Source organism: Streptomyces sp. NPDC038135 (assembly GCF_055601245.1).
On sequence record NZ_JBVJXS010000002.1, the window covers coordinates 571679 to 593269 of the forward strand.

Annotated in this window: 17 protein-coding genes; 9 read left to right on the top strand and 8 right to left on the bottom strand. The window is 73.6% G+C overall.

The window, feature by feature from the left end; translation table 11 throughout:
* Window positions 1-121 precede the first annotated feature (121 nt).
* The 6 genes from ACZ7JA_RS06900 (at window position 122) to ACZ7JA_RS06925 (ending at window position 7731) form a co-directional block, all read left to right on the top strand.
* Window positions 122-1342, top strand: coding sequence for an ROK family protein (locus ACZ7JA_RS06900; protein ID WP_450749232.1), 1221 nt, complete (start codon window positions 122-124; stop codon window positions 1340-1342).
* Window positions 1343-1738: 396 nt separating this feature from the next.
* Window positions 1739-4459: a pyruvate, phosphate dikinase gene (gene ppdK / locus ACZ7JA_RS06905; RefSeq protein WP_351659629.1), complete on the top strand. Its 2721-nt coding sequence runs from the start codon at window positions 1739-1741 to the stop codon at window positions 4457-4459.
* Window positions 4460-4764: 305 nt separating this feature from the next.
* Window positions 4765-5373: a CAP domain-containing protein gene (locus ACZ7JA_RS06910; protein WP_351659632.1), complete on the top strand. Its 609-nt coding sequence runs from the start codon at window positions 4765-4767 to the stop codon at window positions 5371-5373.
* A gap of 71 nt (window positions 5374-5444) precedes the next feature.
* The gene (locus tag ACZ7JA_RS06915; protein WP_351659635.1) at window positions 5445-6113 is read left to right on the top strand and encodes a class I SAM-dependent methyltransferase; all 669 of its coding nucleotides are present in this window, start codon (window positions 5445-5447) and stop codon (window positions 6111-6113) included.
* 84 nt (window positions 6114-6197) lie between these two features.
* Window positions 6198-6698 (top strand): GNAT family N-acetyltransferase, encoded by a 501-nt coding sequence (locus ACZ7JA_RS06920; protein ID WP_389446810.1) that lies wholly within the window; start codon window positions 6198-6200, stop codon window positions 6696-6698.
* A gap of 109 nt (window positions 6699-6807) precedes the next feature.
* A complete protein-coding gene (locus ACZ7JA_RS06925) occupies window positions 6808-7731 on the top strand; it encodes an oxidoreductase (RefSeq protein WP_470807537.1) in 924 nt (307 codons plus the stop codon).
* A gap of 74 nt (window positions 7732-7805) precedes the next feature.
* On the opposite strand, the gene nirD is transcribed toward ACZ7JA_RS06925, so the two are convergent.
* From nirD to ACZ7JA_RS06955, 6 genes are all read right to left on the bottom strand, one after another.
* Entirely contained in the window at window positions 7806-8156 is a 351-nt protein-coding gene (nirD, locus tag ACZ7JA_RS06930) for a nitrite reductase small subunit NirD (RefSeq protein ID WP_351659644.1), read from the bottom strand.
* Entirely contained in the window at window positions 8153-10774 is a 2622-nt protein-coding gene (nirB, locus tag ACZ7JA_RS06935; protein ID WP_470807538.1) for a nitrite reductase large subunit NirB, read from the bottom strand. Before nirB ends, nirD begins: the two co-directional genes overlap by 4 nt.
* The gene (locus tag ACZ7JA_RS06940; protein ID WP_470807539.1) at window positions 10774-11991 is read right to left on the bottom strand and encodes an NAD(P)/FAD-dependent oxidoreductase; all 1218 of its coding nucleotides are present in this window, start codon (window positions 11989-11991) and stop codon (window positions 10774-10776) included. The genes nirB and ACZ7JA_RS06940 overlap by 1 nt, the downstream gene beginning before the upstream one ends.
* Window positions 11992-12167: 176 nt before the next feature.
* Entirely contained in the window at window positions 12168-12788 is a 621-nt protein-coding gene (locus ACZ7JA_RS06945) for a class F sortase (RefSeq protein ID WP_389299672.1), read from the bottom strand.
* 158 nt (window positions 12789-12946) lie between these two features.
* Window positions 12947-13528: a hypothetical protein gene (locus tag ACZ7JA_RS06950; protein WP_389299675.1), complete on the bottom strand. Its 582-nt coding sequence runs from the start codon at window positions 13526-13528 to the stop codon at window positions 12947-12949.
* A gap of 389 nt (window positions 13529-13917) precedes the next feature.
* On the bottom strand, window positions 13918-15567 hold the full coding sequence (locus ACZ7JA_RS06955; RefSeq protein WP_389299678.1) for a M4 family metallopeptidase: 1650 nt from the start codon (window positions 15565-15567) through the stop codon (window positions 13918-13920).
* 147 nt (window positions 15568-15714) lie between these two features.
* Between ACZ7JA_RS06955 and ACZ7JA_RS06960 the strand changes: the two genes are divergently transcribed.
* A complete protein-coding gene (locus tag ACZ7JA_RS06960) occupies window positions 15715-16143 on the top strand; it encodes a gamma-glutamylcyclotransferase family protein (RefSeq protein WP_351660178.1) in 429 nt (142 codons plus the stop codon).
* A 30-nt stretch (window positions 16144-16173) separates the two neighbouring features.
* Here ACZ7JA_RS06960 and ACZ7JA_RS06965 read toward each other — a convergent pair whose 3' ends face one another.
* Together ACZ7JA_RS06965 and ACZ7JA_RS06970 are read right to left on the bottom strand one after the other, a co-directional pair.
* Window positions 16174-18318: a molybdopterin oxidoreductase family protein gene (locus ACZ7JA_RS06965; RefSeq protein ID WP_450742783.1), complete on the bottom strand. Its 2145-nt coding sequence runs from the start codon at window positions 18316-18318 to the stop codon at window positions 16174-16176.
* A gap of 103 nt (window positions 18319-18421) precedes the next feature.
* Window positions 18422-19099 carry a SanA/YdcF family protein gene (locus tag ACZ7JA_RS06970; RefSeq protein ID WP_470807541.1) on the bottom strand — a complete coding sequence of 226 codons (678 nt, stop codon included), beginning with the start codon at window positions 19097-19099 and terminating at the stop codon, window positions 18422-18424.
* Window positions 19100-19270: 171 nt separating this feature from the next.
* On the opposite strand from ACZ7JA_RS06970, the gene ACZ7JA_RS06975 reads away from it, so the two are divergent.
* Both ACZ7JA_RS06975 and ACZ7JA_RS06980 read left to right on the top strand, forming a co-directional pair.
* Window positions 19271-20134, top strand: a complete 864-nt coding sequence (locus ACZ7JA_RS06975; RefSeq protein WP_470807542.1) for a sirohydrochlorin chelatase — start codon at window positions 19271-19273, stop codon at window positions 20132-20134.
* Between the two features lie 98 nt (window positions 20135-20232).
* Complete coding sequence (locus ACZ7JA_RS06980) at window positions 20233-21585, top strand: deoxyguanosinetriphosphate triphosphohydrolase (protein WP_389299687.1); 1353 nt, start codon at window positions 20233-20235, stop codon at window positions 21583-21585.
* Window positions 21586-21591 lie beyond the last annotated feature (6 nt).

Genomic DNA, 21591 nt, shown 5'->3' on the forward strand with positions numbered 1-21591 from the left:
TCGGGGCTCCCCGAAGACGTCCGGCCGAACCGGGTTTGGCTGTGGCTACCGCAGGGTTACGTCTATTTAACACGCAAAACCCAATATGTAATGCAGGCTTGGGAAACACAAGGGGGTGCGCATGACCGGACGGCCGGGCAGGACCGGGAAGAGCGGAAGCCAGGCGAGCGCCGGCGATCTGCTCGCACTGGTGCGCAGCGGACGGGCCGTGACACGCGGCGCGCTGCAGCAGGCCACCGGGCTGTCCCGCGCCACCGTCGGCCAGCGTCTCGACCGGCTGTTCCGGGCCGGCTGGCTGCGCGAGGGGGCCGGCGGCCCGGTCGGCTCGCCGCTCGGCGGGCGGCCCTCCATCACCCTGGAGTTCGACGACTCCCACGCGGTGGTCCTCGCCGCAGACCTGGACACCCGGCACGCCCGGGCCGCCGTCCTCACCCTGACCGGCGAGATCCTCGCCGAGCACGCCGGCACGCTGGTGGTCGAGGACGGCCCCGAGGCCGTGCTCGGCGAACTCGGCCGCTGGTTCGCCGACGTGCTCGCGAAGGCGGGCCGCCGGGCGGCGGAGGTCTGCGGCATCGGCCTCGCGGTGCCCGGGCCGGTGGACCGCGAGAGCGGCCGGGTGGCGCAGCCGCCGATCATGCCCGGCTGGGACGGCTACGACACGAGGGGCCGCCTGTCCCGCGCCTTCACCGAGCACACCGGCGCGCCCGCGGTCCCGGTCCTGGTGGACAACGACGCCAACCTCATGGCGTACGGCGAACAGCGCACCGGGCATCCGGACTGCGCGGCCTTCGTGCTGGTCAAGGTGTCCACCGGCATCGGCGCGGGCGTCGTGGTCGACGGCTCGATCTACCGGGGCGTGGACGGCGGCGCGGGCGACATCGGGCACATCAGGGTGGGCGCGGAGGCGCTGTGCCGGTGCGGCTCGTACGGCTGTCTCGCCGCCGTCGCCAGCGGCGGGGCCGTGGCCCGGCGGCTGACGGAGGCCGGGGTGCCGGCCGCATCGGGCTCGGACGTGCGGGACCTGCTGGCCGCCGGGCACCCGGAGGCGGCCGCGCTGGCCCGGGAGGCCGGGCGGCGGGTGGGCGACGTGCTGGCGACGGTCGTGACCCTGCTCAACCCGGGCGTGCTGATGATCGCCGGGGATCTGGCCGGAACCCCCTTCCTCACCGGCGTGCGCGAGCTGCTCTACCAGCGGGCGCTGCCCCGCTCGACGGCCCGGCTGGACGTGGTGACGTCGCGGCTGGGGGAGCGGGCCGCGCTGGTCGGCGCGGGTGCGCTGGTCGTGGAGCACCTGTACGCGCCGCGGCGAGTGGAGGAACGGCTCGCCGCGCTCGGCGTGTGAACCGGGCGTTTCCACGTCCGCATGGTGAAATCCGGCTCAGTGTGACAGCGTGATTCTCGCCACCCTTGATAAGGGCGGCGCTCAGATGAGCGGATCTTGAGCGACTGCACTTCTCCAAAGGGTGGCACTGGGTGCCACCCTTTGATCGTTCATCGATCGAACTCAAACGTGTCGGAGGGTCGCTCACATGAGCGCCCAGCCGCCCCTCTGGGGATGGATGCGTTCAAGAAGTGAAAACATCGAGGCGTCTCCACTTGCCAAGCCTTGACTTTCAATCCACTGGCGGACGCGTGGTTACGGGCGCATGACGCACAAGTGGACGTACCCAGGGGCCTTCGATCTGGGTATGTTCCTCGCCGTCAGGGCAGCCACCGCGGCCTCAAGGAGTCGAGACCCGTGTCGGAAAACAAAGAACCCCACGTAGCGAAGTTCGTTTACGACTTCACCGAGGGCAACAAGGACCTCAAGGACCTTCTCGGCGGCAAGGGCGCCAACCTCGCCGAGATGACCAACCTGGGCCTGCCGGTCCCTCCCGGGTTCACCATCACCACCGAGGCCTGCAAGGTCTACCTCGACAGCGGCTCGGAGCCCGTGGCACTGCGTGACGAGGTGAGTGCGCACCTCGACGCCCTCGAGCAGAAGATGGGCAAGAAGCTCGGCCAGGCCGACGACCCGCTGCTGGTCTCCGTCCGCTCCGGCGCCAAGTTCTCCATGCCGGGCATGATGGACACCGTCCTCAACATCGGCCTCTCCGACAAGTCGGTGCAGGGCCTGGCCAAGCAGGCCGGCGACGACCGCTTCGCCTGGGACTCCTACCGCCGCCTCATCCAGATGTTCGGCAAGACCGTCCTCGGCGTCGACGGCGAGCTGTTCGAGGAGGCGCTCGAGGCCGCCAAGGCGGCCAAGAAGGTCACCGTCGACACCGATCTCGAGGCGGCCGAGCTCAAGAAGCTCGTCACCAAGTTCAAGAAGATCGTCAAGACCGAGGCCGGCCGGGACTTCCCGCAGGACCCGCGCGAGCAGATGGACCTCGCCATCAAGGCGGTCTTCGACTCCTGGAACGGCGACCGCGCCAAGCTGTACCGCCGTCAGGAGCGCATCCCGCACGACCTCGGCACCGCCGTCAACGTCTGCTCCATGGTCTTCGGCAACCTCGGCCCCGACTCCGGCACCGGCGTCGCCTTCACCCGCGACCCCGCCTCCGGCCACCAGGGCGTCTACGGCGACTACCTGCAGAACGCCCAGGGCGAGGACGTCGTGGCGGGCATCCGCAACACGGTCGCGCTCGCGGAGCTGGAGAGCATCGACAAGAAGTCGTACGACCAGCTCATGCAGATCATGGAGACCCTGGAGAACCACTACAAGGATCTCTGCGACATCGAGTTCACCATCGAGCGCGGCCAGCTCTGGATGCTGCAGACCCGCGTCGGCAAGCGCACCGCCGGCGCCGCCTTCCGGATCGCGACCCAGCTCGTGGACCAGGGCCTGATCGACGAGACCGAGGCGCTCCAGCGCGTCAGCGGCGCCCAGCTCGCCCAGCTGATGTTCCCGCGCTTCGACGAGTCCGCCAAGGTCGAGAAGGTCGGCCGGGGCATCGCCGCCTCGCCGGGCGCCGCGGTCGGCAAGGCGGTCTTCGACTCCTACACCGCCGTCAAGTGGTCCCGCTCGGGCGAGAAGGTCATCCTGGTCCGCCGCGAGACCAACCCCGACGACCTGGACGGCATGATCGCCGCCGAGGGCATCCTGACCTCGCGCGGCGGCAAGACCTCCCACGCGGCCGTGGTCGCGCGCGGCATGGGCAAGACCTGTGTCTGCGGCGCCGAGGAGCTGGAGGTCGACACCAAGCGCCGCCGGATGACGGTGCCGGGCGGCCACGTGGTCGAGGAGGGCGACGTCATCTCCATCGACGGCTCCTCCGGCAAGGTCTACCTGGGCGAGGTCCCGGTGGTCCCGTCCCCGGTCGTGGAGTACTTCGAGGGCCGGATGCACCCGGGCGCCGACGACGCCGACGAGCTGGTCGAGGCCGTGCACCGCATGATGGCCTTCGCCGACCGCAAGCGCCGGCTGCGGGTGCGCGCCAACGCCGACAACGCCGAGGACGCGCTGCGCGCCCGCCGCTTCGGCGCCCAGGGCATCGGCCTGTGCCGCACCGAGCACATGTTCCTCGGCGACCGCCGGGAACTGGTCGAGCGCCTGATCCTCGCCGACACCGAGGAGGAGCGCGAGGAGTCCCTCAAGCAGCTGCTGCCGCTGCAGAAGAAGGACTTCGTCGAGCTGTTCGAGGCGATGGACGGCCTGCCGGTCACCGTCCGCCTGCTCGACCCGCCGCTGCACGAGTTCCTGCCCGACATCACGGAACTCTCCGTCCGCGTGGCCCTCGCCGAGGCCCGTCAGGAGCCGCACGAGAACCTGCTGCGCCTGCTCCAGGCCGTCCACCGCCTGCACGAGCAGAACCCGATGCTGGGTCTGCGCGGTGTCCGTCTCGGCCTGGTCATCCCCGGCCTGTTCACCATGCAGGTCCGTGCCATCGCCGAGGCCGCGGCCGAGCGCAAGGCGGCCAAGGGCGACCCGCGCGCCGAGATCATGATCCCGCTGGTCGGCACCGTCCAGGAGCTGGAGATCGTCCGCGACGAGGCCGACCAGGTCATCGCGGACGTGGAGGCGGCGACCGGCACGAAGCTCAAGCTGGCCATCGGCACGATGATCGAGCTGCCGCGCGCCGCGCTGACCGCCGGCCAGATCGCCGAGGCCGCCGAGTTCTTCTCCTTCGGCACCAACGACCTGACGCAGACGGTCTGGGGCTTCTCCCGGGACGACGTGGAGGCGAGCTTCTTCACGGCCTACCTTGAGAAGGGCATCTTCGGCGTCAGCCCGTTCGAGACGATCGACAAGGACGGCGTCGGCTCCCTGGTGAAGGCGGCCGCCCAGGCCGGCCGCGCCACCCGCCCCGACCTCAAGCTCGGCGTCTGCGGCGAGCACGGCGGCGACCCGGAGTCGGTCCACTTCTTCCACGAGGCCGGCCTGGACTACGTCTCCTGCTCCCCGTTCCGCATCCCGGTCGCCCGCCTGGAAGCGGGCCGCGCGGCCACCCAGTCGGCGGGCAGCGACCACCGCTGACCCCCACCGGCCCCGGAGCCGTCGTCGGTCCCCGACCCTCAACACCGATCGACGACGGTTCCGGCGCACGAGAAAGGGGCGGCACCCTGTGCGGGGGTGCCGCCCCTTCACACGTCGTCCGCGGGGCTTTTCGGTTACACCGGCCGGAGTGCGGCTTGTTGGTGCCGGCCGCCGCCGAACCGGCCCGACACCGCCGTGTCCTCGGTGTGCTCTCGGTGTGCACTCCGGGCCCGGATGGCGACGGGTCAGGGCCGGTGGCAGCCTGGATAACAACACCTTTCTTTTTCACAGGAGGTGGAGTGCCCGTGCGAAGCCACATATCGCGCACACGAAGACTGCTGAGCACCGCCGCGGTCGCCGCCCTGTCGGCCACGCTCCTCCCTGCCGTCACGGCGTCGCCCGCGGCGGCCGTGACCTGCGACCCCGCCGCCGCCGACCGGGCCCCGACCGCCGCGACGATCACGCAGGCGAGGGCCGCCGTGATGTGCCTGGTCAACGCGCAGCGCACACAGCGCGGGCTGCCCGCCCTCGCCATCAACCAGGCCCTGACGAACGCGGCCCAGCAGCACGCTGTCGCGGCCGTCCAGCTGAAGTGGTGGGGACCGGGCCAGGACCCGCACCGCAACCCGCAGACCGGCTCGACCCCGCAGACCCGCATCCAGGGCGCCGGATACTGTCCCAACCCCCGCTCGTGGGAGTTCAGCGAGATCACGTACACCGGGTGGGGCGGATCGGGGACTCCGCAGGCGGCCGTCAACTGGTGGATGAACAGCCCCGGTCACCGCGCCATCATCCTCAAGCCGTCGCTGCGCGAGATCGGCCCGTGGGCCCAGCCGGGCTCGGCGGACCGGGCCGGTGCCTCGTCGTCCAGCGCGGGCACGTACGTCGTGACGTTCGGACGCTGCCAGCAGTGAACGCCCAAGCGCGTAAGCAGCGTTGACCTGTTCCCTCCACTCCCGCCGGCCCACGGTCCTAGTGTGGGCTGATGCGCACACGCCCTATCGACCGCCCAGCCGATCTCGACGTCGTCCGTGAGTCCTATGACCAGGTGGCCGACAACTACGCCCACATGGTGCTGACGACGGGCATGGGGGACATCCGCCGCCAGCCCTGGCTCAAGGCGTCGATCGACGCCTTCGCCGACTCCGTCGGCGACCTCGGGCCCGTCCTCGACGTCGGCTGCGGTCCCGGCACGGTGACCGGCTACCTCGCCGAACGCGGACTCGACGTGTCCGGGGTGGACCTCTCTCCCCGCATGATCGAGAACGCGCGCCGTCTGCACCCGCGATGCCGCTTCAGCGTCGCCTCCGCCACCGAACTCGACCTCGGCGAAGCCTCCCTCGGCGGCGTGCTCGGGTGGTGGTCGCTGTTCAACCTCCCCCGCGCCGTCCTTCCCCAGGTCCTCGCCCACTTCGCCTACGCCCTGAAGCCGGGCGGGCACTTCATCGCCGGCACGCACGTCGGCGACGAGGACGTGGTGCGCACCGAGGCCTACGGAGGAGTGCCCGTTCGCTGGACCACGCACAAGTGGCGGCCGGAGCAGCTCGTGGCCCTGATCGAGCAGGCCGGACTGCACCCGGTCGCCGAACTCCGGCTCCCCGCGGACCAGTGGAGCGGGCCGGGCGTGGTCGTCATGGCCAAGCGCCCCGTCTGAGGAACCCGGGTTTCGGAGGTATGGCTCGTGAACGGACAGTGCGGCAACGGACGCCCGTGCGCGTCGTCCCAGTACGGTCGCGCGGTGTCCGAGCTGAGGCGGCTGCAGGCCGGTGACGCCCCGGCGGTGCTGGCCTTCGAGCTGGCGAACCGCGCCTACTTCGCCGCCTCCGTCTCCGACCGCGGCGACGAGTTCTTCGCCCGGTTCACCGAGCGCTACGACGCCCTGCTGGCCGAGCAGGAGGCCGGCGTCTGCGCCTTCTACGCGCTCGTCGCCGGGGACGGCTCGGTCCTGGGCCGGTTCAACCTGTACGACATCGATGACGGCGCCGCCGAGCTCGGCTACCGGGTCGCGCGGCATGTCGCGGGCCGCGGGGTGGCGACCGCGAACGTCCGGGAGCTGTGCCGGCTGGCGGCGGCGCGGCACGGGCTGCGCACCCTGCGGGCGGCCGCCGGCCATGGCAACGCCGCGTCCCACCGGGTGCTCGTCAAGGCCGGGTTCGTGCCCGTCGGCCCGGCCGACCCGGCTCACCTCGGCGGTAAGAGCGGCACCTGGTACCAGCGCGACCTGGGGCTTCGGCGGTAGACCGTCATGTCGCCGCGGGAAACCGTGCCCCCGGCGCCTACGCTGGACCCGCCAGGATGCGGGCCGAGCCGTCGGCCCGGCCGCCCTGTCCAGTTGAGGAGGGGCCCGCATGGGCTGGACCGCGCAGGACGTCCCCGGCCAGAGCGGCCGCACCGCCGTGGTCACCGGGGCCAACAGCGGCCTCGGTTACGTCACCGCGCGCGAGCTGGCCCGCAAGGGGGCCCGGGTGGTGCTCGCCTGCCGCGACGAGACGCGGGGCAGGGACGCCGTCGAGCGGCTGCGGGGCGAGGTGCCGGACGCACGGGTGGAGCTCGGCCGGCTGGACCTCGGGGACCTGGCGTCCGTCCGGGAGTTCACGGCCGGGCTGCCGTACGAACGGCTCGACCTGCTCGTGAACAACGCCGGCGTGATGGCGGTGCCTTACGGCACCACCGCCGACGGGTTCGAGCGGCAGTTCGGCACCAACCACCTCGGGCACTTCGCGCTCACCGGACTGCTCCTGCCCGCCCTGCTGGCCGCCCCCGGCGCCCGGATCGTCACCGTGTCCAGCTTCATGCACGTCCTCGCCAACATCGACCCGCGCGACCTCAACAGCGAGCGGCACTACCGGCGCTGGACCGCCTACGCCCGCTCCAAGACCGCCAACCTGCTCTTCACCCACGAACTGTGCCGCCGGCTGGCCGCCCACGGCTCAGGCGTCGTCGCGGCCGCCGCGCACCCCGGGTACGCGGCCACCAACCTCCAGACGGCCGGGCCGCGCGCCGAGGGCCGCCGGGGAGCCGAGCGGATGATCGAGCTCGCCAACCGCGTCTTCGCCCAGCCGGCCGAGGCGGGCGCGCTGCCCACGCTGTACGCGGCGACCGCCCCCGGCGTACGGCCTGACTCGTTCTGGGGGCCGTCCTTCGCGATGTGGCGCGGCTCCCCGGCGCCCTCCCGCCGCGCCCCCTGGACCCTGAACGACGAGGCGGGGGCCCGGCTCTGGGCCGCCTCGGAGGAGCTGACCGGGGTACGGTACGACGCCTTGCGGGTCTGACCGGCCCACGCGACGACGGGACGGCGGCGCCCGGGTCACCGCTGTACCCGGGCGCCGCCGTCCCGCCCGGTGCGTCAGGCTCGGCGCACCTCGTACGCCGTCACCCGGACCGACTCGTCGTCCAGGCACTGCCCGGTCTCCAGGTCGAAGCGCTGCTTCAGCAGGGGGGAGGCCACGAAGGGCCGGCCCCGGTGGGTGCCGGTCAGGCCGCGGGAGAGGACGGCGGCGCCGCCGAACGGGTCGCGGTTGTCGATGGCGTACAGCCGGTCCGCGCGGTCCCGGAACACCGCCACCTGGCGGCCGTCCGGCAGCAGGGCGGCGATGCCGCGGCCGGGCACCAGGCGGTGCAGGTCGCAGACGGTGAACCAGCCGTCTTCCAGCCGGAGCTGGACCAGCAGATCGGTCGTCTCGGGTGCCAGGGTCATCGTCGGGCGCTTCCTTCCAGGACGTCGTCGGCCGGTCGCAGGCCGATGGACAGCAGCGGCAGGTCGGGCTTCATCTGGTCGCGCTCGGGGACGAAGGCGACGACCGGGTCCGGGGTGTCCGGGGCGTTCACGAAGGACACGAACCGGGCCAGCTTCTCGGGGTCGGCGATGGTCTCGGCCCACTCGTCCCGGTAGTGCGCGACGTGGGCCCGCATCAGGGACTCCAGTTCGTCGCAGATGCCGAGCGAGTCGTGCACCACCACGTCCCGCACGTGGTCCAGGCCGCCGGGGATCCGCTCCAGCCAGGTGGAGGTGCGTTCGAGGCGGTCGGCGGTGCGGATGTAGAACATCAGGAACCGGTCGATCAGCCGGACCAGTTCGGCGTCGGACAGGTCCTGCGCGAGCAGGTCGGCGTGGCGCGGGGTGGCGCCGCCGTTGCCGCCGACGTACAGGTTCCAGCCGTTGGACGTGGCGATGACGCCGAAGTCCTTCGACTGGGCCTCCGCGCATTCCCGGGCGCAGCCCGAGACGGCCGACTTGAGCTTGTGCGGCGAGCGCAGGCCCCGGTAGCGCAGCTCCAGGTCGATGGCCATGCGGACCGAGTCCTGCACGCCGTAGCGGCACCAGGTCCGCCCCACGCAGGACTTCACCGTGCGCAGCGACTTGCCGTACGCGTGGCCCGACTCGAAGCCGGCGTCCACCAGACGGGCCCAGATCAGCGGCAGCTGCTCCACCCGGGCGCCGAACAGGTCGATCCGCTGACCGCCGGTGATCTTCGTGTAGAGGCCGAAGTCCCGGGCCACCTCGCCGATCACGATCAGCTTCTCGGGCGCGATCTCACCGCCGGGGATGCGCGGCACGACCGAATAGGAGCCGTTCTTCTGCAGGTTGGCGAGGAAGTGGTCGTTGCTGTCCTGCAGGGCCGCCTGCTCGCCGTCCAGCACATAGCCGCTCGCGCCGATCACCGGGGCGAGCGAGGCGATGACCGAGGCCACCGCCGGCTTGCACACCTCGCAGCCGTCGCCGCCCCGGGCGTCCTCGCGGCCGTACCGGTCCAGCAGCTCCTGGTACGAGGTGAGGCGCAGGGCGAGGACGATCTCGTACAGCTCCTCGCGGGTCCGGGCGAAGCAGCCGCACAGGCCCTTGTCGACCTCGACGCCGGACGCCTCCAGCTCCGCGGTGACGAGCTGCCCGAGCACCTTCACACAACTGCCGCAGCCGGTCCCGGCCTTGGTGCACTTCTTCACCTCGGGCACGGTGGTGCACCGGTGCTCGGTGACCGCGCCGCGGATGGCGCCCTTGCTGACGTTGTGGCAGGAGCAGACGACCGCCTCGTCCGGCAGGGCCGACGGGCCGAGCTGGGCCCCGGAGTCCGCTCCGGCGGGCAGGACGAGCGACTCGGGGGAGACCGGGGGAACCGATCCGGTCAGCGCGCGCAGGGTGCCGTACGCGTCCGCGTCACCGACCAGGATGCCGCCGAGCAGCGTGCCGTCCCGGCCGACGACCAGCTTCTTGTACAGACCCGCGCGGGAGTCGGAGTAGACGACGTCCAGGCAGCCCTCGGCGGTGCCGTGGGCGTCGCCGAAGGAGGCCACGTCCACGCCGAGCAGCTTCAGCTTGGTCGACAGGTCGGCGCCGGTGAAGGATGCCTCGTCCCCGGCGATGGCCGCCGCCGCCGTCTCCGCCTGTTCGTAGCCGGGGGCGACCAGGCCGTACACCCGGCCGTCCGACGCCTGCGCGCACTCCCCGATCGCGAACACGCGCGGGTCCGCGACGGTACGGCACTGCTCGTCGACGGTGACGCCGCCGCGCTCGCCGACCGCGAGGCCGCAGTCCCGGGCGAGCTGGTCGCGGGGGCGGACGCCGGCGGAGAACACCACGAGGTCCGTCGCGAGTTCGGAACCGTCGGACAGCCTCATGCCGGTGACCGCGCCGTCCTCGCCGACGACGACCTCCTGCGTGCCCACACCGGTGTGCACGCTCAGGCCCATGTCCTCGATGGTGCGCAGCAGCGCCGCGCCGCCGCCGTCGTCCACCTGCACCGGCATCAGGCGCGGCGCGAACTCCACAATGTGGGAGGTGAGTCCGAGCCCCTTGAGCGCGCCCGCCGCCTCCAGGCCGAGCAGGCCGCCGCCGACCACGGCACCCGTGGCGGCCCTCGTCCGCGCGTACTCCTCGATCGCGAGGAGGTCCTCGATGGTGCGGTAGACGAAGCAGCCGGTCGCGTCCTTGTTGGGGATCGGCGGCACGAACGGGTAGGAGCCGGTGGCGAGGACGAGGACGTCGTAGCCGACGACGAGACCCGACCTGGCCGTCACCGTCCGCGCCTCGCGGTCGACCGTCCGCGCCGGGTCGCCGACGTGCAGCTCGATCCCGTGGTCCTTGATGAACTCCGGGTCGGTCACGGACAGTTCCTCGGGTGTGCGGCCCGAGAAGTACGAGGTGAGCTGCACCCGGTCGTACGCCGGACGCGGTTCCTCGCACAGCACGACCACGCGGTGCGTGGCGGTCAGGCCGCGCTCGGCGAGCGCTTCGAGGAAGCGCTGGCCGACCATGCCGTGGCCGACGAGCACGATCGTGGGGGTGGCCTCCGAAGCGGCCTCCGGGGTGGCGGTCATCAGGAGCCTCCGTCGTTGGTGAGCAGGTGGAGCAGGGGGCCGCCGTCGGACGGGAGCGGCTCCGCTCCCTCCCAGGCGCGCGCCAGCGCGCCGACGGTGCCGAGTTCGCCGACCAGGACCCCGCCGACCAGGCGGTCGTCGCGGACCACGACCTTGCGGTAGGTGCCCCGGGTGGCGTCGGCGAGCTGGACCACGTCGTCGCCGGGGCGGGCCTCGGTCTCGCCGAACGCGGCCAGGTCGAAGGGCGAGTCGGGTCCGGTCAGGGTGAGCCGGGTCAGCGACCGGGTCCCGCGGTAGCGGGCGCCGGCGTCGCCGGCGAGCAGGGCGGCCAGCGCCTCGGCCTGTTCCAGGGCCGGGGCGGCGAGGCCGTAGACCGTGCCGTCGTGCTCGGCGCAGTCGCCGAGGGCGTGGATGTGCGGGTCGGAGGTGCGCAGCTCGTCGTCGACGAGGACGCCCTTGCGGACGGCGAGGCCGGCCTGCTCCGCCAGACCGGTGCGCGGGCGGACCCCGCAGGCGAGGACCACCAGGTCGGCGTCCAGGGCGTACCCGTCGGCCAGTTCCACCGAGCGGACCGCGCCGCCGACGCACCGCACGTCCCGCACCCGGCACTCGGTGTGCACCTCGACGCCCAGGCCGGTCAGGTGCCGCAGCACCAGCCGGGAGGCGCTCGGGTCGAGCTGGCGCTCCATGAGCCGCTCCGCCTGCTGGGCCAGTACCACCTGCGCGCCGCGCACGGCCAGGGCGCGGGCCGCGGACACCCCGAGCAGCCCGCCGCCGACGACGACCGCCCGCGCGCCCGGCCGTACCGCCTTGGACAGGCCCAGGCAGTCGTCCATCGTGCGGAACGCGTGGACGCCCTCGGGCAGCCGGCGGTCGGGGGTGAACAGCCCGCGCAGCGGCGGCAGCACCGGGTTGGACCCGGTGGCCAGCACCAGGGTGCCGTATCCGATCGAAGAGCCGTCGGCCCAGCGCAGCCGCCGGGCCGCGCGGTCGATGCCGGTGACCCGGGCGCGCCGGAGCCCGCCGGGCACGGGGAGGGCGATCACCTCCGGGGCGTACCGCCCGGCCAGCACCTCGGCGAGCAGCACCCGGTTGTACGGCCGGTGCTCCTCCTCGCCGACGAGCAGCGCGGGCGTGCCCAGCTCACCGAGCCGCCGGGCGAGCCGTACGCCCGCGAGGCCGGCGCCGATCACCACCACACGCGTATTCGAGGTCATGCACCGCAGCGTGCGGCTTCGACGTTACCCGGCCGCATCACCCCTGTTTCCCGGGGGGAACGCTGCCCTCAGCGGTGCGGGGCCGGGCGTGTGAGGGTCCCGGCGGGCGCCGGAGGAGGGCCGTGAGGTGCGTGAACGCCGGGGCGGGGCCGCCGCGCCGGCCTCGGAGGCGGTCGTCAGCGGCTGCCGGTCAGGTGGGCGAAGACCACCACGTTGCCCTGGTACCCGGTGGCCTTCGAGTAGCCGCCGCCGCAGGTGATGACCCGCAGCTCCGGCCGCCCGGCCGCGCCGTACACCTTGTCGTCGGGGAAGGCGCTGGCCGGGTACACCTCCACCGCGTCGACGGTGAACACGGCCACGCCTCCGTTGCGCCGGTCGATCTCGATGACGGCTCCGCGCTTCAGGGCGCCCAGGTCGTAGAAGACGGCCGGGCCCTCGGCGTTGTCGACGTGGCCGGCGACGATCGCGGTGCCCGTCTCGCCGGGTGTGGTGCCGGCCTCGTACCAGCCGGCGAGGTTCTTGTTCCCGGCGGGCGGCACGTCCAGGCTGCCCGCGGGGGTGAGGCCCAGGCCCGTCAGCGGGGCGTTCACCCGGATCGAGGGGATGCGGATGCGGGTCGGCGGGGAGGGCGCCAGCGCGGTGGCCCCGAGCCGCTCCTCGCCCGGGTCGGGCCGGCCCTCGGCTGCGGGCGGCTGCGGCGGCGCGTGCGTCACGTCCGGAGCGGCGAGCAGCCACGTCCCCGAGCCGAGGGCGACCACGGTGACGGCGGCTATGGCGGTGTCCCCGACTCTGCGCATGAGATCCCCTCTTCCCGGGGCGCACCCCGAACGGGCCCTTCGGATTCGGTTCGGCCCGCCACGGGGCGGACCCCCTCCCCCTCCGGGCCGCGAGGGGCGTCGGACCCGGAGGGGGCGGGATTCTGCGGTACCGGCGGACGGACAGCGGAGGGTGTCCGTCAGATCCCGTCGCCTCTCGCCCGGCGATGCAGGAGCCAGGTACCGCCCGCGGCGGCGACGGCCAGAGCCGTCACGCCCGCCGCGGTCTGCACGGGGTCGGTGCCGAGTGCGCCGCCGACCCCCGTCTTCACGCTTCCCCGCGGCCGCACCTGCTCGTGCTCCGCGCCCATGCGCGCCGTGCTGAGCGCCACCACCAGGTCGCCCGTGACCTGCCGGGCGCCGTCGGCGCACTTCGCGACGATCTCGTACGTGCCCGGCTGGGCGCCCGGCGGGACCCGGAACCCGCCGCTCGCCCCGCCCTCGTCCGCGCCGGGCGCCAGCATGAAGGTTCCGGCGCCGACCGCGCCCGCGTCGGCGATCGCGCCGGCCTTCTCGCCGCACGCCGCGGTGTTCACGGTGACCTGGCCGCCGGGCACCGCGGTGGCCGGGTCCACCTGCAGGCTGCCGCTCCCGGCCGCGGCCGGAGCGCTCCGCAGGCGAGCCGCCGCCGGGCCTTCGCCGCCGTGGGCCGGCGCCGTGGCGAGTCCCGCCGTGGCCACGGCGAGCGCAGTACCGGTCAGCAGACGGGCGGTGCGTCGCATGGTGCTCCCCAGGGCTTGTCCGTCTCGTTCCTCCGACTCGTCCAGGGGCGCGCCCCTGCTCCTCCGAGGAAAATCGCACTCGGGCCGCGGCGCTTGCTGACGCCCGGTCAGGAACGTGCTGAACGGGTGGCGCGCGGGACCCCCACACGGGCTAGCGGAGACGGATCATGCCTGGTCACAGGCGTGCCGCAGGTGCTCGGGGAAGAGCACACGAATGGAGCGCGGGGCGGGGGTGAACGGGTGAGGGGCGGCACGCGTGGCTGGTGGGCGCCCTGGCCGGCCGCCACGGCGGGCGGGCGCGGGCCGCCGGGCCGCACGGCGCGCGAGAAGGGCGGCCGCCCCGGTACCCAATGGACCGGGACGGCCGCCCGAACGCGCCTCGTCGTGCTCTAGTTGACGTTGACCGCGCTCCACGCGGCGGCCGTCGCGTTGTACTCCGCGCTGCCCGCGCCGTACAGGTCCTTGGCGGCGTTCAGGGTGGCCGTGCGGGCGCCCGCGTAGTTCGTGGAGGACGTCATGTAGACCGTCAGCGCCCGGTACCAGATCTTGCCGACCTTGTCCCGGCCGATGCCGGTGACCGTCGAGCCGTTGGACGTCGGCGAGTTGTAGTCGACGCCGTTGATGGTCTTCGCGCCGCTGCCCTCGGCCAGCAGGTAGGCGAAGTGGTTGGCGACGCCCGAGGAGTAGTGGACGTCGAGGTTGCCGACCGATGAGCTCCAGTAGTCCGCGGAGCTGCCGTCCCTGGACGGCTTGTCCATGAAGCGCAGGGCCGCCTTGCCGAAGCCCGGCTTCACGATCTTCTCGCCGATGAGGTAGTCGCCCTGGTCGGAGGAGTTGTTCGCGTACCACTCGACCATCGTGCCGAGGATGTCCGAGGTGGCCTCGTTCAGGCCGCCGGACTCGCCCGAGTAGGTCAGCGCGGCCGTCTTCGACGTCACGCCGTGGCTCATCTCGTGCCCGGCCACGTCCAGCGCCACCAGCGGCCCGAAGGTGGTGCCGTCACCGTCGCCGTACGTCATGCAGAAGCAACTGTCGTCCCAGAAGGCGTTGTTGTAGCTGCTGCCGTAGTGGACGCGGTTGTACGAGCCCTTGCCGTCGCCCGCGATGCCGTTGCGGCCGTGGACGTATCTGTAGTAGTCCCAGGTCTCGTTGGTGCCGTACTGGGCGTCGACGGCGGCCGTGGCGCGGTCGGCGGTGGCGCCCGTGCCCCAGTGGTTGTCGGCGTCGGTGAACAGCGTCGCGGGGGCCCGGCTGAAGCAGATCCCGAAGAAGCACAGGTCGGTCTTGCCCTCGGCGTCACCGGTGTAGGTGTTGCCGCGGGTCGGGTCCTTGAGCTGGTACGAGGAGCCGGACTGCGTGCTCTCCATCGGCACGGTCCCGCTGTACAGCGACTTGCCGTCGCCGGTGACCGTCTCGATGCTGTCCCAGGCGTCGATCTGGGCGCCGGTGCGGGCGTCGGTCAGCACGGTCCGGGCGACCGGGTTGCCGAGCGAGTCCAGGCCGGCGGCGTTGGTGCGCCAGGCGAGCTTCGGGGCGCCGTGCAGGGCGTCGACGACCAGCTCGGGCCTGGCCTTGACCTGCCGGAGCTTCTCGCCCAGGTTGGCGGCGCGCAGGGCGTTCACGGCGAGGTCGGCGGCCCGGGGCGCGGTCAGCTTCGGGGTGGTGGTGGGGACCGAGATCCTGGTCCTGGTCGCGCGGTCGGCGCCGCGGTACGCACCGTCCCGCGCCAGGTGGACGACGAAGTCGCCGCCGAGCACCGGAAGCTGATGGTACGTACGGTCGTAGCGGACGTGCTGGGTGCCGTTGCCGTCGACGATCACGTCCCGGACGCTGGTGTCCTGGGCGGAGGTCAGGCCGAGGCTGCGCGCCTGTGCCAGGATCGCCGAGGCCGCGTTCTGGACGGCGGTGGCCCGGGTGGGGCGGCCGTCGGCGTGGGCGGCGGGGGAGAGGGCGGCGGTGAGGAGGGCCGCGGTGGTGACGGCGGCGCCGGCGGTGGCGAGACGACGGGAACCCCGGACGTGCTGACGTATCCGACTCATCTGTCTCCTTGGGGGAGGCGCCTTCGAGGCGTGGGGGGCGGGGGCGCGCTGTGTTGACTGAGATTTAAGGGGCCATGACATGTCATGTCCATAGCGCCTTCATGGAGATGTGTGAGAAGGCGGCGCAGGAGGAGAATCGTTTCCGTGATCACCTCGGACGCCCTGGACCCGCTGCCGTTCTTCGTCTACGGCACCCTGCGCCCCGGCGAGCGCAACCACGGCCTGTTCCTGCGTGGCCGGACCGAGCGGGAGGAAGCGGGACGATTCGCGGGCGCGGCGCTGTACGAGGGCCCCGGCTACCCCTACGCCGTCGAGGAGCCCGGCGGCACGGTCAGCGGCGAACTCGTCACCGCCTCGGCGCGGTCGTACGCCGCACTCCTGGCCGAGCTGGACCGCCTGGAGGAGTACGTCCCGGGCGACCCCCGCAACCTCTACGAACGGGTCGCCCGCCCCGTCGAGCGCCCCGACGGCGGCACGACCCGGGCGTGGGTCTACCTGGCGGCCCCCGCCGTCGCCGCCCGGCTGCGCGCCGGGGGCCGGCGGATCACGAGCGGCGACTGGCTGGCACGCGGCTGAGGGAGGCCGGCCCGGATGCCTCCCGGCTCCCTACGCCGGTGGCCCTAGGGGCTCCACCCGCACCGCGCAGGTCTTGAACTCGGGCATCTTCGACGTCGGGTCGAGGGCCGGGTTCGTGAGGGTGTTGGCCCGGCCCTCGCCCGGCCAGTGGAACGGCATGAAGACCGTGTCGGGGCGGATCGCGGTGGTGATGCGGGCGGGGGCCACGGCGCGGCCGCGCCGGGAGACCACCGCCAGCGGGTCGCCCTCGGCGGCGCCGAGACGGGCCGCGAGACGCGGATGGAGCTCGACGAACGGGCCGGGCGCGGCCGCGTTCAGCTCGGCCACCCTGCGGGTCTGCGCCCCCGACTGGTACTGGGAGACCACCCGGCCGGTGGTCAGCAGCAGCGGGTACTCCTCGTCCGGCTCCTCCGCACTGGCCCGGTGCGCCACGGCGGCGAACCGCGCCCGGCCGTCGTCGGTGGCGAAACGGTCGAGGAACAGGCGGGGGGTGCCGGGATGGACGGGAGGCGAGGCGGGCCCGTCCGGCGCGGGGGCCCCGGCGGCCGCGCCGTCGGCCTCCCACGCCGGCGCCTCCGGGCACGGCCAGAAGACGCCGTTCTCGTCCGCCAGACGGCGGTAGGTGATGCCCGAGTAGTCGGCGGCGCCGCCCGCGCTGGCCCGGCGGAGCTCCCCGAAGACCTCCTCCGGGTCGGCCGGGAAGCCCTTCTCCACGCCGAGCCGGGCGGCCAGGCCGTGCAGCACCTCCAGGTCGCTGCGGACCCCGGCGGGCGGCGCGACGGCCCGGCGGCGCAGCAGGACCCTGCCCTCCAGGCTGGTCGTCGTGCCCGTCTCCTCGGCCCACTGCGTGACCGGCAGGACGACGTCCGCGAGTTCGGCCGTCTCCGAGAGGACGACATCGCACACGGCCAGGAAGTCCAGCGAGCGCAGCCGCTCCTCCACGTGCGCCGCGCGCGGCGCGGAGACCACCGGGTTGGAGCCCATCAGCAGCAGCGCCCGGACGTCCGTGCCCAGCGCGTCCAGCAGCTCGTACGCGCTGCGCCCCGGGCCGGGCAGGCTGTCCGGGTCCACGCCCCACACCCCGGCCACGTGCCGCCGCGCCGCCGGGTCGTCCAGCCGGCGGTAACCGGGCAACTGGTCCGCCTTCTGGCCGTGTTCGCGTCCGCCCTGCCCGTTGCCCTGCCCGGTCAGACAGCCGTACCCGGACAGCGGGCGGCCCGCCCGGCCCGTCGCCAGGCACAGGTTGATCCACGCGCCCACCGTGTCCGTCCCCTTGGACTGCTGCTCGGGCCCTCGCGCGGTGAGCACCATCGCGGACTCCGGCTCGCAGAACATCCGCACCGCCCGGCGCAGTAGGGGAACGGACACCCCCGTGATCCGCTCCACGTACTCCGGCCAGTGCGCCATGGCCGCCGCCCGGGCCTCCTCCCAGCCGGACGTGCGCTCCTCGATGTACCGCTCGTCCGTGCGGCCCTCGGCCACCACCAGGTGCAGCAGGCCCAGCGCGAGGGCGAGATCGGTGCCCGGCCGGGGCGCCAGGTGCAGATCGGCCTGCTCGGCCGTCTTCGTGCGGCGCGGGTCGACGACGATCAGCGTGCCGCCGTTGGCGCGCAGTTCGCCGAAGAAGCGCAGCGACGGCGGCATCGTCTCGGCCAGGTTGGAGCCGACCAGGACGACGCAGCCGGTGCGCGGGATGTCCTCAAGCGGGAACGGCAGCCCCCGGTCCAGCCCGAACGCCCTGGTGCCGGCGGCCGCCGCGGAGGACATGCAGAACCGGCCGTTGTAGTCGATCTGCGAGGTGCCGAGCACCACCCGCGCGAACTTGCCGAGCGCGTAGGCCTTCTCGTTGGTCAGCCCGCCCCCGCCGAACACCCCCACCGCGTCCGGCCCGCTGTGCGCACGCACCCCGGACAGCGCCCCGGCGATCCGGTCCAGCGCCTCCTCCCAGCCGGCCTCCACCAGCTTCCCGCCGGACCGCACCAGCGGCGAGGTCAGCCGGGCCGCCGGCGACAGCACCTGGGCGGCGGTACGGCCCTTGCCGCACAGCGCGCCCCGGTTCACCGGGAAGTCCGGCCGTTCGGTCACCTCGACGCCGCCCTGGGGCAGGGGCGTGATGTTCATCCCGCACTGCAGGGCGCAGTACGGGCAGTGGGTGGGCGTCGAGGTGGTCTCCATGCCGACCAGCGTGCTTCCCCGGTGTTACGGCCCGCGGCGGCTCCTTGTTACGCGGCCGGGAAGCCGGCCTCCCCGCGCCCGCCCGCCCGCCGTGAGGCCCCGGTCACCGGCCGGACGCGAGGGCCCGCGCCACGCCGGTCTCCTTCGGTCCGAGGAACCGCGGATCCGGCTGGAACACCGCGTCCAGAGCCGCCTTGCCCGCCGCGATCACCTCGCGCGTGCCGCCGTAGTACCAGGTCGCGTCGTGCTTGGCGTCGACCCCGAGGCCGTACGAGTCCACTCCCGCCGCCTCGCACAGCGCCACCGCCCGCCGGATGTGGAAGCCCTGGCTGATCAGCACCGCGCGGTCCACTCCGAAGATCCTCCTGGCCCGCACGCAGGAGTCCCAGGTGTCGAAGCCCGCGTAGTCGCTGACGATGCGCGCTCCCGGCACGCCGTGCCGGGTGAGGTAGGCCCGCATGGCGTCGGGCTCGTCGTAGTCCTCGCGGCTGTTGTCCCCGGTGACGAGGACCGCCTCGATCCGCCCCTGCCGGTACAGCCCGGCCGCCGCGTCCAGGCGGTGCGCGAGGTACGGGGACGGTTCGCCGTCCCACAGCCCGGCCCCGAACACCACCGCCACCTCGGTGCGCGGCACGTCCGCGGCGGTCCGCAGCCGGTCGGCGGTCGACACGTACAGCCAGGTCACCGGCAGCAGCGCCAGCACGCACCCGGCCATCACGGACTGCACCAGCCGCCGCCACCCCCTGCGGGTGCGCGGCAGCCGCGGTCGGCGCGTCTTCATGCGGCCCCCTCCTGATCGGTTCCGACCGGGAGGACGCCGGTCACGGGGATCCGGTTCGCTCCGGCGACCCGGTCCGCCCTCACGGCGTGCATCCGAACGGGGTGAAGCCGCGGAAAACACCCGTGACCGTCCGGCAACGGCGGCGCAACGAACCCACGTCAGGATCATCCCATGACGGCGTCGAACCCCTTCAGCGACGAGCCCGCCCTCCACCTCGACAGCACGGCGCACCTCATGAACAGCATCGGCGACCGGCTGGCCGACCGGCTCCGGCTCGTGTCACCGAGCGGACGCCGCCGTCCCGCACCCGCCCCGCCCGCCCTGGTCCTGGTCGCCCACGGCAGCCGCGACCCGCGCGCGCTGCGGACCGTGCGGGCCCTGCGCGACCGGGTGCGCGAGCGGCGGCCCGGGCTCCCCGTCCACCTCGGCCACATCGAGCTGAACGAGCCCCTGCTCCCGGACACCCTGGCCGCGCTCGGAGCGGCCCCCGCGATCCTCGTACCGCTGCTCCTCGGCCGGGGCCACCACGTCAAGCGGGACATCCCCGAGATGGCCGCCGCCTCGCCGGCCCGCACGCGCGTGGCCGCCCCGCTGGGCCCGCACCCCCTCCTGGTCGACACCCTGCACGCCCGTCTGCTGGAGGCCGGCTGGCCCCCGGCCGGGGACGCCGCCGTCCGCCGCACGGGCGCGGTCGTCCTCGCGGCGGCCGGCTCCCGCGACCCCGACTCGGCCGCCGACACCCGCCGCACGGCCCGCCTCCTCGCCGAGCGCCTCGGCGTGCCGGTCGTCCCCGCCTACGCCTCGGCGGCGAGTCCGACGGTCCCCACGGCGCTGCGGGCACTGGCCGCACGCGGCCGCGACCGGGTGGCGATCGCCTCCTGCTTCACCGCGCCGGGACGGTTCGCGACCCAGTGCGCGCAGGCGGCGCCGTGGATCGCCTCGGCCCCCCTGGGCGCCCACGAGGCGATGGCCCGCCTGGTCCTGCACCGCTACGACCGGGCGCAGGCGCCGGCGGCCGACCTGGCGTCGGCCTGAGACACGGGCGGCCGGCGCCCGCGGACCCGACACACCCCGAAGGCCGATCGGGCGCCCCGTGCCCCCCGATTGTCACCACCGCCCCGTACTGTCGAGTCATGGAAGGCACCACGGCTACCAGCACGGCACCCGCCCCGGCCTACGACCCGACGTCGGTCGAACGCTGGGCGCCCGAACCCGACAAGCGCCCGGGCCGCACCGCCTTCCAGCGCGACCGCGCCCGCGTCCTGCACTCCGCGGCCCTGCGCCGCCTGGCCGGCAAGACCCAGGTGGTCACACCGGGGACCCTCCCCCACTCCCAGCTTCGCTCGAGCGGGGGGACGCCCATCCAGGCCTGGGACGCCAGTCCCCGCACGCGCCTGACCCACTCCCTCGAGTGCGCGCAGGTCGGCCGCGAGCTGGGCGCCGCCCTCGGCTGCGACCCCGACCTGGTCGAGGCGGCCTGCCTCTCGCACGACCTCGGCCACCCGCCTTTCGGCCACAACGGCGAGCAGGCCCTGAACGAGTTCGCCGACGACTGCGGCGGCTTCGAGGGCAACGCCCAGTCCCTCCGACTGCTCACCCGCATCGAGCCCAAGCGGTTCACCCCCGAGGGCTCCGTCGGCCTCAACCTCACCCGCGCCGCCCTCGACGCCGCCACCAAGTACCCCTGGCCGCGCGGCGCCCACCCCACCGACCCGGGGTCCGTGAAGTTCGGCGTGTACGAGGACGACCGCCCGGTGTTCGACTGGGTCCGCGAGACCGCCCCCGGCACCCGCACCTGCTTCGAGGCGCAGGTCATGGACTGGTCGGACGACGTGGCCTACTCGGTGCACGACGTGGAGGACGGCCTGCACGCCGGCCACGTCGACCCGGAGTGCCTGCGCGCCGAACCCGAGCGGCAGGCGGTGTTCGAGGTCGCCGTCGGCCGGTACGTCCCGGCGGACACCGACCCCGCCGAGCTCGCCGAGGCCCTCGACCGGCTCCAGAACCAGGAGTGGTGGCCGCACGGCTACGACGGGACGGCGGTCGCCCAGGCCCGCCTGAAGGACGCCACCAGCCAGCTCATCGGCCGGTTCTGCCTGGCCGCCGAGGGCGCCACCCGGGCCGCGTACGGCGGCGGCCGGCTCACCCGCTACGGCGCCGAACTCGTCGTGCCCCGCGAGACCCGCATGGAGTGCGCGGTGCTCAAGGCGGTCGCCGACCGGTTCGTCATGCAGCGCGCCGAGCAGGAGCTGCTGCGCGCCGACCAGCGGGTGGTCGTGGCCGAGCTGGCCGAGGCGCTCACCCTGCGCGCGCCGGAAGGCCTCGACCCCCAGTTCCGGGCCCTGTTCGACGAGGCGCCCGACGACCACGCGCGCAAGCGGGTGATCGTCGACCAGATCGCCTCACTGACCGACGCCTCCGCCCGCTCGCTGCACGCGAGACTGACGGGGCATATCCACCGGGAAAGTGCCCCTCCCGTGGCCTGATCGGGG